Below are 13955 nucleotides of genomic sequence, written 5' to 3' on the forward strand. Positions count from 1 at the left end.
GGGGCGGCCCGTCGGCGTGGTGCCTCGGCGTCGTCGGTGCCCGGCCGTAAGGTGCTCCACGTGACCAGTCGTCAGGCCCGCCGTGGGGTCCCCGAGCGGTTCGACCGCTGCGTCGAGGCGCTGGCGGGGGTGCGTGCCCGGCCCGAGGTCGCCCTCCTGGAGATCCCCGCGCCGCAGCGCATCGCGCCGTACAGCACGGCCCTGTCCGCCGACGTGACGCTGCCAGGCGACGACGACCCCATCGCCACCGGGCGATTCATCGTTCTCCACGACCCGGACGAGCCCGAGGCCTGGGACGGCGCGTGGCGCCTGGTCACCTACGCCACGTGCCAACTGGACCCGGAGATGGGCGCCGACCCGCTGCTCTCGGAGGTCGGCTGGTCCTGGCTGCGGGACGCGTTGGACGAGGCCGAGGCGCCCTACCGCTCGCTGGGCGGCACCGTCACCCGCGTGGTCTCGGAGAGCTTCGGCAGCCTCGCCGAGCGCGAGGGCAGCGCGGAGCTCGAGGTGCGGGCCTCCTGGACGGTGGAGGGCACGGATCTGCGCGCGCACCTGGAGCTGTGGACCGAGCTGTTGTGCACGATCGCGGGGCTGCCGCCCCTGCCGGAGGGCGTCGTGCCGCTGCCGGGTATCCGCCGGTGAGCGGCGCATGACATCCTGGTAGGCGGTATGAGCCACCTTGACGATCCGGCCCCGTCGCCGAGCGAGGCCGATGCGCAGCTCGCCGACGGCCGGGCGCCGCGGCAGGCGGGTACGTCGTCGCGTCGGCGCACCCGAGCGAGCCGGGCTGGGGTGCGCGAGGAACTGGCCCGGCGCCGCGCCGAGCGCGACACGCCACCGCCGCAGGACGCTCCCGAGCCGGCGTCCGACCCCATCCCGGTCGATGCCACCCCCGAGGATCTGGGGATGCCGCGGCTGATCGAGTTCCCCGCGGACGGGATCCCCGACGTCATCGAGGACGAGGGGCCGCTGGCGGAGGCGGCGGCCGCCCTGGCCGCCGGCACCGGACCCGTCGCGGTCGACGCCGAGCGCGCCTCGGGCTACCGCTACGGGCAACGCGCCTATCTTGTGCAGCTTCGTCGCGAGGGTGCCTCGACCGTGCTCATCGACCCCGTGGCCTGCCCCGACCTCGCCCCGGTGGCGCGGGCGATCACCGACGTGGAGTGGGTCGTGCACGCCGCCTCCCAGGACCTGCCGTGCCTGGCCGAAGTGGGCCTGTCCCCCACCGCGCTCTTCGACACCGAGCTGGGGGCCCGGTTGGCCGGCCAGCCGCGGGTGGGCCTTGCGGCGGTGCTCGAGCACTACCTCGGGGTCACGCTCGCCAAGGAGCACTCCGCCGTCGACTGGTCGACCCGCCCGCTGCCCGAGCCGTGGCTGCGCTACGCCGCGCTCGACGTCGAGGTGCTCATCGAGCTGCGCGACGCCATCGAGGCCGACCTGGAGCAGCAGGGCAAGCTGGAGTGGGCCCGGCAGGAGTTCGCGGCCCTGACCTCGTTCACCGGTCCGCCACCGCGGATCGACCCGTGGCGGCGCCTCTCGGGTCTGCACCGGCTGCGGGGCCGGCGCGTGCTGGCCGTGGCGCGAGAGCTCTGGTACGCCCGCGACGACGTCGCCAGGACCCGCGATGTCTCCCCGGGTCGGGTCATCCCCGACGCCGCGCTCCTGGAGATCGCGCAGGCCGCACCGAACTCGCTGGGCGCCGTCGGCACCGCGACCCCCAACCGGGCCGCGCGGCGCTACGCCTCGGCCTGGCTGGCCGCCGTGACCACGGCGCTGGGGTTACCCGACGACCAGCTTCCGCCGGCGAGCCTGCCCTCCGACGCGCCGCCACCCCAGCGGGCCTGGGCGGATCGCGATCCCGTGGCCGCCGCCCGCCTGACCGCCGTGCGGGCCCACCTGCAGGCCTTCTCCGCAGAGCACCGGGTGCCCGTCGAGAACGTCCTGTCCCCGGACACCCTGCGGCGCGTCCTGTGGACGCCGCCGCCCGGCACCGAGGACGCCGTGCGGGCCGCGCTGGCCGAGCGGGGGGCCCGGCCGTGGCAGATCGACGTGGCGGCCCCCGCGATCGTGGCCGCCCTGGCCGAGCACAGCTGACCACGACCTACGACGACGCACGGCCCACGACGTACGACGTACGACGTCCGAGGTCATGGCCCCAGCGCGGGGCTGAGACGAACGCCACCCCGCTAGCCATGGCACATCCGTTACCGACTGGTAAGAATAGCGGGAAGCGATGCGTTTCCACGCTTGTCGTGATCCCCATGTCCTCTCGACCCAGGGAGAGTTTGTGTCCACACCACGTCACGAGGTCGTCTTCGTCGACGGCGTTCGTACGCCCTTCGGCAAGGCCGGCGACAAGGGCATCTATGCCCAGACCCGCGCCGACGACCTGGTCGTCGCCTGCATCCGCGAGCTGCTGCGCCGCCACCCCGAGCTGCCCCCCGAGCGGGTCGGCGACGTCGCCATCGCGGCGACCACCCAGATGGGCGACCAGGGCCTGACGATCGGCCGCACGGCCGCGCTGCTGGCCGGCCTGCCCAACACGGTCCCGGGCTACGCGATCGACCGCATGTGCGCCGGCGCCATGACCGCCACCACGACCGCCGCCGCGAGCATCGCCTTCGGCGCGTACGACGTCGCCGTCGCCGGCGGTGTCGAGCACATGGGCCGCCACCCGATGGGCCAGGGCGTCGACCCCAACCCGCGGTTCGTCGCGGAGAAGCTCGTCGACGTCGAGGCGCTCAACATGGGCAACACGGCGGAGAACCTGCACGACCGGTTCCCCCAGCTCACCAAGGAGCGCTCGGACCGGTACGCCGTCGCCTCCCAGAACAAGATGGAGAAGGCCTACGGCGCCAACAAGATCCAGCCGGACCTCGTGCCCGTGGCGACCCGGCACGCCGAGCTGGGCTGGGGCCTGGCCACCAAGGACGAGCCGCCGCGCCCCGGCGTGACGATGGAGGCCCTGCAGGGCCTCAAGACGCCGTTCCGCCCGCACGGTCGGGTGACGGCGGGCAACGCGGCGGGCCTCAACGACGGCGCGACCGCGTGCATCCTCGCCTCCGAGGAGGCCGCCGCCGAGCTGGGCATGGCGCCGAAGATGCGGCTGGTCTCGTTCGCGTACGCCGGCCTCGAGCCCGAGGTCATGGGTTACGGCCCGGTGCCCGCGACCGAGAAAGCGCTGGCCAACGCCGGCCTGTCGATCGACGACATCGGCCTGTTCGAGCTCAACGAGGCGTTCGCCGTGCAGGTGCTGAGCTTCCTGGAGCACTACGGGATCGCCGACGACGATCCGCGGGTGAACCAGTACGGCGGGGCGATCGCGTGCGGCCACCCCCTCGCCAGCTCCGGCGTGCGGCTGATGATCCAGCTGGCCCGGCAGTTCGAGGAGAACCCCTCGGTCCGCTACGGCATCACCAGCATGTGCATCGGCATGGGCATGGGCGCCACGGTGATCTGGGAGAACGCCCACCACGCCGACTACGTCAGCGGCGCAAGCACCGAGACCAAGGAGGCGGCGGCCCGATGAGCGCGCCCACGATCGACTTCCAGACCATCTTCCCCGACGAGGTCGTCACCGACGCCAAGGTCCGCGACATCGAGCTGCCCGGCGGCGCCGGCGTCATGGCGCTCATCACCCTGGACAACGGCAAGGACCACACTCGCCCGAACACCTTCGGGCCGCAGACCCTCATCCACCTCTCCGAGGTGCTCGACGGCGTCAAGGCCCGCGTGGACCGCGGCGAGCTGGCGACGGTGGCCATCACCGGTAAGCCGTTCATCCTCGCCGCCGGCGCCGACCTGTCCGGCGTCGCGAAGGTGACCGACAAGGCGCAAGCCCGCGCCATCGCCGACCTCGGCCACGACGCGTTCAGCAAGCTCACCGACATGGGCGTGCCGACGTTCTCGTTCATCAACGGGCTGGCCCTCGGCGGCGGCGTCGAGGTCAACCTCTACTGCACCTACCGCACGGCCTCGGCGGGCATTCCCGCGTTCGCGCTGCCCGAGTGCTTCCTCGGGCTGATCCCCGGCTGGGGCGGCACCTGGCTGGTGCCCAACCTCATCGGCATCGAGGGCGCGGTCAAGCTCGTCATCGAGAACCCGCTGTCGATGAACAAGATGCTCAAGGGCGCCGAGGTCTACCAGATGGGCCTGGCCGACGCGCTCTTCGAGCCGGCCGACTTCCTCGCGCAGTCGATCGGCTGGGCGGCCAAGGTGCTGACCGGCGAGATCACGGTGGAGCGCAAGGAGATCGACCGCGACGAGGCCAGCTGGGCCGCCGCGATCAAGAAGGCCCGCGACTTCGCGGACCTCAAGACGGGCGGCTACGCCCCCGCGCCGTACCGCGCCATCGAGCTCATGGGGAAGGCACGCACCTGCTCCCGCGAGGAGGGCTTCGAGGGCGAGACCAAGGCCCTCGAAGACCTCATGATGAGTGAGGAGCTCCGCTCCGGGCTCTACGCGTTCGATCTCGTGCAGAAGCGCGCCAAGCGCCCCGCCGGCGCGCCGGACAAGTCGCTGGCCCGCAAGATCACCAAGGTCGGCATCGTGGGCGCGGGTCTGATGGCCAGCCAGCTGGTGCTGCTGTTCGTGCGCCGCCTCAAGGTGCCGGTCGTCATGACCGACCTCGACCAGGACCGCGTCGACAAGGGCGTCGCCTATGTGCACGGCGAGCTGGACAAGCTGGTCAAGAAGGGCCGGCTGAGCAGCGACAAGGCCAACCGCTTCAAGGCCCTCGTCACCGGCTCCACCGAGAAGTCCGGCTTCGCCGACGCGGACTTCGTCATCGAGGCCGTCTTCGAGGAGATGGGCGTCAAGAAGCAGGTCTGGAAGGAGGTCGAGGAGGTCGTCAGCCCGGAGTGCATCCTCGCGACCAACACCTCCTCGCTCTCGATCACCGAGATGGCGGCCGACCTGCAGCACCCCGAGCGGGTCGTCGGGTTCCACTTCTTCAACCCGGTCGCGGTCATGCCCCTGTTGGAGATCATCAAGGGCGCCAAGACCGACGACGCCGCGCTGGCCACCGCCTTCGCGGCCGGCAAGGGCCTGGGCAAGACCACGATCCTGGTCAACGACAGCCCGTCGTTCATCGTGAACCGCCTGCTGGGCCGGTTCATGTCGGACATGGTCAAGATCGTCGACGAGGGCACGCCGGTCGACGTGGCCGACAAGGGCTTCGCGGGGGTGGCTCCCATGCCGCCGTTCGTGCTGCTCGGCATGGTGGGCCCGGCCGTCGCGTTCCACAACGGCGAGACCCTGGGCAAGGCGTTCCCGGACCGGTTCTACATCAGCGAGAACTTCCGGCGCATCGCCATCGAGCACAAGATGCCGGGCTACTACACGATGGACGCGAGCGGTGCCATGGTGCCCAACCCGGACGTCGTCAAGCTGATGGAGCTGCCCGCGAACCCCGTGGCGCTCACGACCGAGCAGGTGCGCGAGAAGGTGCTCGCCGGCCTGGCGCAGGAGGCCCGGATCATGCTCGACGAGGGCGTGGTCATCGCCCCCGAGGATCTCGACCTGGCCATGATCACCGGCGCCGGATTCCAGTTCTGGAACGGCGGGCTCACCCCGCTGCTCGACCGGTCCGGCATCGCGGAGAAGGTGACTGGAAAGCGCTTCCTCGCCCCCGGTTTGGCGAGCCTGCCGCAGTGAGGTCGCGGCGCCGCTGACGGCGCCACCCCGGACGGCCGCCGTACGACGTTTTCGCACCGTACGGCGGCCGTCGGCGTGCCTCACCGCGGCGGGGTCCGGCGAATGATGCACTGTCCGTATCGGATCCGAGCCGGCCGGCGACGCGCCGAGGAGCGCCCCTGACGGGGGCACCACGACGCGTATGGGAGACTTGGTCGACCGACCTGCACGGTGACAGTCGCGAGATTGGTGCCGTCCTGGCGCGTCGCCCCTCGTCGACAAGACCGCCTTGACCGGCGAGTATCTCATATATGAGTTAGGCTAGACCTATGAGTGAGGACTACTTGGCACGCATCGGAGGCCTCATCCGCGACGCTCGCCGGCACAAGGGCCTGACTCAAGCGGAACTCGCCGAACACCTCGGCACCAGCCAGAGCGCGGTAGCCCGCATCGAACAGGGCCGGCAGAACCTCAGCCTGGAGATGCTCGCCCGGATTGGGGAGTCCCTCGACAGCGAGTTCGTCTCGCTCGGCAGGTCCGGCCCGCAGCACCTGCGGATCAAGGGCGGCACCAAGCTGTCCGGCGAGATCGACGTCAAGACCAGCAAGAACGCGGCGGTGGCGCTCCTGTGCGCCGCGCTGCTCAACCGGGGTCGCACGACGCTGCGCAGCCTCGCGCGCATCGAGGAGGTCAACCGGATCCTGGAGGTGCTGCAGAGCATCGGCGTGCGCACCCGCTGGCTGCCCGGCAGCAACGACCTGGAGATCGTGCCGCCGCAGCGGCTCGACCTGACCGCGATGGATCTGGACGCCGCGCGGCGTACCCGCACGATCATCATGTTCTTCGCGCCCCTGCTGCACGACTTCGACACCTTCTCGCTGCCCTTCTCCGGGGGCTGCGACCTGGGCTCGCGCACCATCGAGCCGCATATGCACGCCCTGCACAACTTCGGGCTGGCCGTGACCGCGACCAACGGCTTCTATCACGCGGCCGTGGACCGGTCGGTGCGGCCGACCCGAGCGATCGTGCTGACCGAACGCGGTGACACCGTCACCGAGAACGCGCTGATGGCCGCCGCTCGATGCGAGGGCGAGACGGTCATCCGCAACGCCAGCCCCAACTACATGGTCCAGGACCTGTGCTTCTTCCTGGAGCGCCTGGGCGTGCAGATCGACGGCATCGGCACCACCACGCTGCGCGTGCGGGGCCGCTCGGTCATCGACGTGGACGTGGACTACTCGCCGAGCGAGGACCCGATCGAGGCGATGAGCCTGCTCGCCGCCGCGGTGGTCACCGAGTCCGCCATCACCATCCGGCGGGTGCCGATCGAGTTCCTCGAGATCGAGCTGACCCTGCTGGGCGAGATGGGGATGAAGTGCGAGCTGACGCCGGAGTACCCGTCGGCCAACGGCAAGACCAGGCTGGTGGATCTCACGACGATTCCGGGGCCGCTGGTCGCCCCGATCGACAAGATCCACCCCATGCCGTTCCCCGGCCTGAACATCGATAACCTGCCGTTCTTCGCGCTCATCGGGGCGGTGGCCCAGGGCCGCACCATGATTCACGACTGGGTCTATGAGAACCGGGCGATCTACCTCACCGAGCTCACCAAGGTGGGCGTCAAGGTGCAGCTGCTCGACCCGCACCGCGTGCTCATCGACGGGCCGACCCGGTGGCGCGCGGCCGAGGTGGTCTGCCCGCCGGCCCTGCGCCCCGGCGTGGTGATCCTCTTGGCCATGCTGGCGGCGCCCGGGACGTCGGTGCTGCGAAACGTGTACGTCATCAACCGCGGGTACGAGGACCTGGCGCACCGCCTCAACGCCCTGGGCGCGAGCGTCACGACCTTCCGCGACATCTAGCACCCAGGGCGTCGCGGGTCGGCGTCAGGCGGGTTGCAGGTCCACCACGGTGTCCGCACCGTCGACGACATCGACACCGGCCTGCCGGAAGTCGCCGGGGACGAGCGTCATGGCGACGGCGCCGGTGCCGGTGACCCGGACGTCGCTCACCGCGAACCCGACGGGCACGGATCCGTCCGGGAACAGCCGCTTGGCGTTGCCGCCCACGCTGGTGGGGAAGACCAGCAGCCGGTATTCGTCGACGAGCCCGGCCTCGTGCAGGGTCTGGACGAGCCGCCAGCTGCCGTGGACCTGCAGCTCGCCGCCGTCGCGCGCCTTGAGGGCCCGGACCGCCTCGACCGGGTCGCCGCGCAGGACGGTCGTGTCCGTCCAGTCCGCCGCGGCGTCGGTGAGGGTGGTCGACACGACGTACTTGGGGCCCGTGTTGAGCACCCGCCAGGTGTGCGTGCCCGGGTCCTCGACGCGCGACCAGTAGTCGTGCATGTCCTGGTAGGTGTGCCGACCCAGCAGGACGGCCTCCGCCCGGCCGAACCAGCCCTCGACGATCTCGCCCATGACGTCGTCGACGTGGGGGCTGAGCCAGCCGCCGCGGTCGAATCCGCCGCTGGTGTCTTCGTCGGGGGTCGCGGGCGACTGCATGACGCCGTCGATTGTGGTGAAGGTGTGCACGGTGAGCTTCATGGTGGACCTCCTGGGGATCGGCGCGACTCCACCCTTCCCGTCCGTGCCGGATGCGGCCACCCTCGCGCGGGTTCCGGCACCGAAGGGGTACGTCGGATGAGCCGAAGGTCGTAGTCAGCCGAGCCGGTCGACCAGACCCTGGGCGAGCGCACGACTCAGGGCATCGACCCTGTTGGAGGCGCCCAGCTTGCGGTACAGCGTGGTGAGGTGTCGCTTGACTGTGGCTTCGCTGAGATAGAGCTGGTCGGCGACCTGTCGGTTGCCTAGACCGCGGGCCACGAGGCGCAGCACCTCCATCTCGCGGGGCGTCAGACCCGCGGCGCGCGCCTTGGTGGCGTCGACCGACCGCGGGCTGAGCCGGACCGGCTGGCCCTCGGCGACGGCGAGGAGGCCGGCGACCAACGCCCGATGGCCCAGGCTCTTCCCGAACCAACCCAAGACGCCGTGGGCCTCCAGCTCGTCGGCGAGGTCGTTGGCGGTGTACATGGTGAGCACCGCGATCCGCGTGTCGGGAACGGCCGTCCGCAGCGTGTCGACCAGCGCGCGGATCCCCGGGCCGGGCATCTGCACGTCGAGGAGCGCCACGTCGGGGCGGGTCCGCCGGGCGAGGTCCAGCGCGCCGGGGCCGTCGGCCGCCTCGCCCACGACCTCGACGCCGGAGGCTTCCAGCAGCGCCCGCAGCCCCTCTCGGAACATCGTGTGGTCGTCCGCCAGGAGGACGCGCAGGGCTGTCATGGCAGCATCGGCACGCTGAGGGTCACGACCGTGCCTCGCCCCGGACCGCTGTCGATTGTGCTCACTCCGCCGAGCTACGCGACCCGGTCCCGCACCGCCGGCAGGCCGCGCCCGGCCGAGTCGCTCCGCCCCGCCGGCGCGCTGAAGCCGATCCCGTCGTCGCTGATCCGAGCGGTGCACTGCCCGAGCTCGCCCGCCAGGTCCACCGTGACCACGGAGGCGTCCGCGTGCTCGACCGCATTACGGATCGACTCGCGGATCGCGAGATAGAACTCCTCGGCGACCCACGGCGCGAGCCCATCGAGTCGCTCGCGACCGACGACGGCGCACCGCACCAGCCCGGTCCCGGTGAGTTCGGCGTAGTCACCCACCGCCGCCGTCAATCCTCGTTCGGTGTGCAGCCGACCGATGTCCTCGCCGATCTCGCGGACGACGTCCGTCGCCTCAGTCAGGAGGTCGCGCAACCTCTCGTCGTGCCGGTGCGCCGACCGTGCGTCGCCGCGATCCAGGGCGATCTCGTGCAGCTCGTGCTGCTGCGGCGCGATCGCGAGGGTGTGGGCGACCTTGTCGTGCAGATCCCGGGCGATGCGGCGCCGTTCGGTCAGGTGCGTGGTGTGCAGGTCGCCGAGCAACGCCACGTCGTACGCTCCGCCGCTCAGCTCCACCCGGCGCATCAGCGTCGCGAACAGGTCGGCCAACGCACGGGCGACGACCGCCGGCGCCACCCGCTCGACCTCAGCGACGGCGACGACCTCGGCTCCGACGACGTCGCTGAGCACGCGGATCGCGCTCATCGCGTGCACTGGACTCACGCGGGCCACCGCGTGCGCCCGGCCCCGGATGGCCGGGAGGTCATCCGTGGTCGGATCGCCGGTGAGCAGGCCAGCCAACATGCCGCGGACGTTCGCCTCCAGGAGCGCCTGGTCCTGGTTGCCGATCGGGTTGCCGGCCAGCTGGAGCCGTCGCCGGTATTCCTCAACGATCCGGTCGACGGCAGCCGCGGCGGCCGCGCGGAGGACGGCCAGATCGGCGGCACGGTCGGCCGGGGGCGGCATGTTCGCCATGGCGGAACCGTAGCAACGGCGGGGACGCAGGTCGGTGGCATCGGCCGGTCGGTGCCCGGTCGGTTGTCGGTGGCACGTGCGAGGCTGCGGGCATGCGCACTCCCGAGGGACACCACACCACGAACTACGCCGACACGCTCATCACGCTCGCGGCGGACACGAAGGCCACCTCGGCCGTGCCGCCTCCCGCCGGGAAGGGCACCGTCGCCGAGCGCCAGTTCGCCATGCTGGCCGGGCACGACTACGAGTTCACCAGCGACGATGTCATCTTCACGGTCCACGCCGACCGGGCCGCGATCCCCCCGGGCGAGCGGGCGGCCGCCCGGGCGGTGTTCTTCGCCAAGGGCCAACCGTGCCTGCGGACCTCGCCGCTGCCCAAGACGTACGGGTGGGGCATCCACGCCGACGCCGCCGGGCGGGTGGCGCTGGTCCCCGTGGGATCTGCGCGGTACGACGAGCTCCTCGCCGACGAGTCCACGACCAAGACCCAGGCCATGCGCAGCAGCCGCTAGCCCCGACCGTCAGCGCGCTGATGGAACCCTTGTGGTCTAGCACTTAAAGGATCTATACTCGGATGACACGAGAGTGGGTGGTGGATGTTGAAAACATCGCCGCATGGATGCACTCGCTTGACCCTGATAGCTATGACCAGCTCATCGCGGCGGCTCGATTGCTGAGGTGCCACGGACCGCACCTAGGACGACCCCTGGTGGACACCGTCAAGGGGTCACGCCACAAGAACGTGAAGGAACTTCGGCCAGGATCGTCCGGGCGCAGCGAGATCCGCGTGCTCTTCGCGTTCGACCCCGCGCGCCAGGCAGTCATGCTGTACGCCGGGGACAAGGCAGGCAAGTGGAAGGGCTGGTACGACGTGGCGATCCCTGCCGCAGACGACCTGTTCGATGCGCACCTGCACAAACACAGTCCACAGCAGCGACAAACACGCAAGAGGTGACGTCTGATGGGCATGTCCCTAGAAGAGATGGAGATGCGCCGTCCCCCCCGTGAGGCTCATGTTCGGCAGCTCCAGGAAGAGATGATGGCGCAGGTGCGGGCCTACCAGCTACGCGAGTTGCGCGAGTTGGCCGCACTCACGCAGAACGACGTCGCCGAACGCATCGGAAAGGGACAGCGGCAGGTTTCTAAGATCGAGCGCGGTGACATCGAGCGCACCCAGGTCGACACCCTGCGGCGGTATGCCGAGGCCCTCGGTGGCACGTTGCACGTCGAAATCCAAGTGGGTGGCCGGCGCATGGCCATCGCCTAGAGGCTCGTGATAAACCCCATCGATTCCTCCCGTCAGTGGCGCGGGCGCGCGCCATCTGAATACCACCCCAGGGCTGTCATTTCTCGCGGCTCAGGGTCCGGACGCGGGCTGACTCGTGATGGAGATGGTCGCGCTCGGCGACCGAGATCGCCTGGCGCGCCGCCACGGCGTACCACTCCCCCGCCGCGGGGAGGTCGCCGAGCTTCTCCAGGACGTACGCCGTGACTGCGGCATGGCGTGGCGTGGCGGGGTCCACCGCCGCCAGCGCGGCGCGCCCCGCCTGCGGACCGTCGGCCTCCGTCACGGCCACCACCCGGTTCAGCGCCACGACTGGGCTGCCGGTGAGCGTGAGCAGTTCGTCATACCACCCGACCATCTGCGCCCAGTCCGTCTCGGCGACGATGACCGCATCGGCGTGTAGGGCGGCGATGGCCGCCTGCGCCTGGTACTGCCCGAGCCGGTCCGCCGCCTACGCCCCCTGCAGGATCGCGACCCCCTCGGCAATGAGCGCCCCGTCCCAGCGGGACCGATCCTGGCGGGCCAACGGCACCAGCGCGCCCGTTGCCGTCGTCCGGGAGGCGCGTCGCGCGTGGTGCAGCAGCATGAGGGCCAGCAGACCCGCGACCTCCGGTGCGGCGGCGGTGCCCACGGTGACCCCGGAGAGCTGCCGCGTCAGCCGGATCGCCTCGGCCGCGAGGTCGACGTCGCCGCCGTATCCCTCGTTGAAGACCAGGTAGAGGACCCGCAGCACCGTGGCGAGGTCGCCGGGCTCGTCGAGCCGAACCCCTGCCAGCCGACGCTTGGCCCGGCTGATCCGCTGCGCCATGGTGGCCTCGGGCACGAAGTAGGCTGCCGCGATCTGCGCGGTGGTGAGTCCGCCCACGGCCCGCAGCGTGAGGGCCACGGCGGAGGACGGGGCTAGTGCGGGGTGGGCACACCGGACGTAGAGCAGCAGCGTGTCATCGCTCGCCGGGGTCGGTCCCGCCGCGGGCTCCGACTCGACCACCCGTTCGCGCCGTTGTCTGGCCTGCGCCGACCGGGCGGCGTCGAGGAACTTGCGCCACGCCACCGCGACGAGCCACGCGCGCTCGTCGCGGGGTGGGTCCGCCGGCCAGGCCACCAGCGCCGCCAGCAGGGCCTCCTGAACGGCGTCCTCCGCGGTCGCGAAGTCGACTCCGCGCCGCAGGAGGACGCCCAGGACGGCCGGAATGTGCCCGCGCAGGCGAACCTCATCCATTGACGGCCGACCCTTCGGTCAGTCCACCGCGTTCGCCGGTGCCTCGCCGAGGAACGGTCGCACCTCGAGCCATTCGTGGATGGGCTCCCCGCCGGCGCCGGGCGCCGCAGACAGCTCACCGGCGAGTTCGACGGCCCGATCCCAGCTGTCCACGTCGATGACCATCCACCCCGCGATCAGGTCCTTGGTCTCGGCGAACGGGCCATCGACCACCGGCGGGCGTCCCTCGCCGTCATAGCGGACCCAGGCGCCCTCGGGGGCCAGCGCCTGCCCGTCGACGAACTCGCCGCTGGCCGTGAGCCGTTCCGCGAAGTCGGACATGAAAGTCAGGTGCGCGTCGACCGCCTCCGGCGTCCACGTCGACATGTCGATGTTGCGGATGGGTGTCGGGCCGCCGCGATAGTGCTTGAGCAACAGGTACTTCGCCATCGTCTACTCCTTGGATGTCCGGCGGCCTCGGTGGCCACTCACCCCAGGGACGGAGCCGCCCGGCCGTTCTCGACATCGACAGCCCACCGACCCCGATGGACCACGTCGGTGGCCGGACGTCGCTGGCCAGACGTCGAGTCAGGGCAGCATGCGGTCGATCGCGTCGCAGATCGTCCCCACGCCGGCGGCGTCGAGGATCACCGAGTAGTGGTTGGCGTCCGCCTGCGTGACGGGCAACGACTCAGGCAGGGCGTGCGCGGCCAGCCGGGCGTCGTCGTACAGTCCCTGCGGTTCGTTGAGCATGCCCCGGGCCGCCCAGATCAACTCCATCCGCGCCCCTGCCGCGAGCGCGTTCTTGACCGCGGGTGCCACGGTGGGGTCGATGAGGACCGCCCCGCCGTCCTCGCGGATGGCCTCCAGGACGCACGTGGAGACGTAGCCGTCGCCGTCGGGGGCCCGCATGAGGTCGTAGAGGATGTAGCCGCGCGTCGTTTCCGAGGCGGGTCCCGTCAGCAGCGGGCCGACCGCCGGGTGCTGATCCCAGAACGCCAGGTAGGCCTCGGGGTCGTCGAAGCGCATCGTCAGCCGGGTCATGGCGGGGCCGATCACGGCCTGCAGGGCGGCGTCGACGTCGATGCCCTCCGGCATGGGCAACGCCAGGCCGCCGTCGACGAGCAGGGCCCCGACGTACGGCGTCGGATCCGTCGCCATCGCGACCGCCGCGACAAAGGCGCCCATGGAGTGCCCGACGAGCAGCGTCGGTCCGCCCTGGGCGCGGGCGATCTCGGCCATGTCGGCGGCGTGGCTGCCCATCCCGTACGGCGGGCCGACCTCCCGGGAGCCGGCGCGGCCCCGCAGGTCGGGGGCGAGGACGCGGACCGCGCCCGCACCGTGTCGACGGCCGATCTCGAGGGCCACTTCGCCCCAGCACAGCCCGTTGCCGGTGATGCCGTGCACGAGCAGCACGGTCGGCGCGGACGGCCCGGGGGTGCCCTCGGACAGATCGTGAACGGTCAGGTCTGACATGGCCCCTCCTGCGGACGACACCC

At 71.2% G+C, this 13955-nt stretch carries 13 protein-coding genes and 1 pseudogene; 8 read left to right on the forward strand and 6 right to left on the reverse strand.

Going from position 1 to position 13955, the window contains the following annotated elements:
* The first annotated feature begins 60 nt into the window (after nt 1-60).
* From IPK37_18625 to IPK37_18645, 5 genes are all read left to right on the forward strand, one after another.
* Nucleotides 61-642, forward strand: a complete 582-nt coding sequence (locus IPK37_18625) for a DUF3000 domain-containing protein (GenBank protein QQS00767.1) — start codon at nt 61-63, stop codon at nt 640-642.
* A gap of 27 nt (nt 643-669) precedes the next feature.
* Nucleotides 670-2094 (forward strand): ribonuclease D, encoded by a 1425-nt coding sequence (locus IPK37_18630; protein ID QQS00768.1) that lies wholly within the window; start codon nt 670-672, stop codon nt 2092-2094.
* Nucleotides 2095-2233: 139 nt separating this feature from the next.
* On the forward strand, nt 2234-3529 hold the full coding sequence (locus tag IPK37_18635; GenBank protein QQS00769.1) for an acetyl-CoA C-acyltransferase: 1296 nt from the start codon (nt 2234-2236) through the stop codon (nt 3527-3529).
* A complete protein-coding gene (locus IPK37_18640; protein QQS00770.1) occupies nt 3526-5655 on the forward strand; it encodes an enoyl-CoA hydratase/isomerase family protein in 2130 nt (709 codons plus the stop codon). The genes IPK37_18635 and IPK37_18640 overlap by 4 nt, the downstream gene beginning before the upstream one ends.
* A gap of 308 nt (nt 5656-5963) precedes the next feature.
* Entirely contained in the window at nt 5964-7493 is a 1530-nt protein-coding gene (locus IPK37_18645; GenBank protein QQS00771.1) for a UDP-N-acetylglucosamine 1-carboxyvinyltransferase, read from the forward strand.
* A 24-nt stretch (nt 7494-7517) separates the two neighbouring features.
* Here IPK37_18645 and IPK37_18650 read toward each other — a convergent pair whose 3' ends face one another.
* The 3 genes from IPK37_18650 to IPK37_18660 form a co-directional block, all read right to left on the reverse strand.
* A complete protein-coding gene (locus IPK37_18650; GenBank protein QQS00772.1) occupies nt 7518-8174 on the reverse strand; it encodes a dihydrofolate reductase family protein in 657 nt (218 codons plus the stop codon).
* 114 nt (nt 8175-8288) lie between these two features.
* Nucleotides 8289-8909, reverse strand: a complete 621-nt coding sequence (locus IPK37_18655; GenBank protein QQS00773.1) for a response regulator transcription factor — start codon at nt 8907-8909, stop codon at nt 8289-8291.
* 74 nt (nt 8910-8983) lie between these two features.
* Nucleotides 8984-9973 (reverse strand): hypothetical protein, encoded by a 990-nt coding sequence (locus IPK37_18660; GenBank protein ID QQS00774.1) that lies wholly within the window; start codon nt 9971-9973, stop codon nt 8984-8986.
* A gap of 92 nt (nt 9974-10065) precedes the next feature.
* Here IPK37_18660 and IPK37_18665 point away from each other — a divergent pair, with 92 nt between their 5' ends.
* The 3 genes from IPK37_18665 (at nt 10066) to IPK37_18675 (ending at nt 11240) form a co-directional block, all read left to right on the forward strand.
* Complete coding sequence (locus IPK37_18665) at nt 10066-10485, forward strand: hypothetical protein (protein QQS00775.1); 420 nt, start codon at nt 10066-10068, stop codon at nt 10483-10485.
* 62 nt (nt 10486-10547) lie between these two features.
* The gene (locus tag IPK37_18670) at nt 10548-10928 is read left to right on the forward strand and encodes a type II toxin-antitoxin system RelE/ParE family toxin (protein QQS00776.1); all 381 of its coding nucleotides are present in this window, start codon (nt 10548-10550) and stop codon (nt 10926-10928) included.
* 6 nt (nt 10929-10934) lie between these two features.
* Entirely contained in the window at nt 10935-11240 is a 306-nt protein-coding gene (locus tag IPK37_18675) for a helix-turn-helix transcriptional regulator (GenBank protein QQS00777.1), read from the forward strand.
* 76 nt (nt 11241-11316) lie between these two features.
* Here IPK37_18675 and IPK37_18680 read toward each other — a convergent pair.
* The 3 genes and pseudogenes from IPK37_18680 to IPK37_18690 form a co-directional block, all read right to left on the reverse strand.
* Nucleotides 11317-12477 (reverse strand): annotated as a pseudogene (locus tag IPK37_18680) (RNA polymerase subunit sigma-24).
* An 18-nt stretch (nt 12478-12495) separates the two neighbouring features.
* Nucleotides 12496-12906, reverse strand: coding sequence for a hypothetical protein (locus tag IPK37_18685; protein ID QQS00778.1), 411 nt, complete (start codon nt 12904-12906; stop codon nt 12496-12498).
* A 138-nt stretch (nt 12907-13044) separates the two neighbouring features.
* Complete coding sequence (locus IPK37_18690; GenBank protein QQS00779.1) at nt 13045-13932, reverse strand: alpha/beta fold hydrolase; 888 nt, start codon at nt 13930-13932, stop codon at nt 13045-13047.
* Nucleotides 13933-13955 lie beyond the last annotated feature (23 nt).

The sequence above is a fragment of the Austwickia sp. genome, assembly GCA_016699675.1.
Classification (GTDB): Bacteria; Actinomycetota; Actinomycetes; order Actinomycetales; family Dermatophilaceae; genus Austwickia.

Bases quoted from the DNA above. Each gene is read 5' to 3' on its own strand.
- IPK37_18675 (QQS00777.1), top strand. From the start codon at position 10,935: ATGGGCATGTCCCTAGAAGAGATGGAGATGCGCCGTCCCCCCCGTGAG.
- IPK37_18665 (QQS00775.1), top strand. From the start codon at position 10,066: ATGCGCACTCCCGAGGGACACCACACCACGAACTACGCCGACACGCTC.
- IPK37_18660 (QQS00774.1), bottom strand. From the start codon at position 9,973: ATGGCGAACATGCCGCCCCCGGCCGACCGTGCCGCCGATCTGGCCGTC.
- IPK37_18670 (QQS00776.1), top strand. From the start codon at position 10,548: ATGACACGAGAGTGGGTGGTGGATGTTGAAAACATCGCCGCATGGATG.
- IPK37_18630 (QQS00768.1), top strand. From the start codon at position 670: ATGAGCCACCTTGACGATCCGGCCCCGTCGCCGAGCGAGGCCGATGCG.
- IPK37_18650 (QQS00772.1), bottom strand. From the start codon at position 8,174: ATGAAGCTCACCGTGCACACCTTCACCACAATCGACGGCGTCATGCAG.
- IPK37_18635 (QQS00769.1), top strand. From the start codon at position 2,234: ATGCGTTTCCACGCTTGTCGTGATCCCCATGTCCTCTCGACCCAGGGA.
- IPK37_18640 (QQS00770.1), top strand. From the start codon at position 3,526: ATGAGCGCGCCCACGATCGACTTCCAGACCATCTTCCCCGACGAGGTC.
- IPK37_18645 (QQS00771.1), top strand. From the start codon at position 5,964: ATGAGTGAGGACTACTTGGCACGCATCGGAGGCCTCATCCGCGACGCT.
- IPK37_18655 (QQS00773.1), bottom strand. From the start codon at position 8,909: ATGACAGCCCTGCGCGTCCTCCTGGCGGACGACCACACGATGTTCCGA.
- IPK37_18690 (QQS00779.1), bottom strand. From the start codon at position 13,932: ATGTCAGACCTGACCGTTCACGATCTGTCCGAGGGCACCCCCGGGCCG.
- IPK37_18685 (QQS00778.1), bottom strand. From the start codon at position 12,906: ATGGCGAAGTACCTGTTGCTCAAGCACTATCGCGGCGGCCCGACACCC.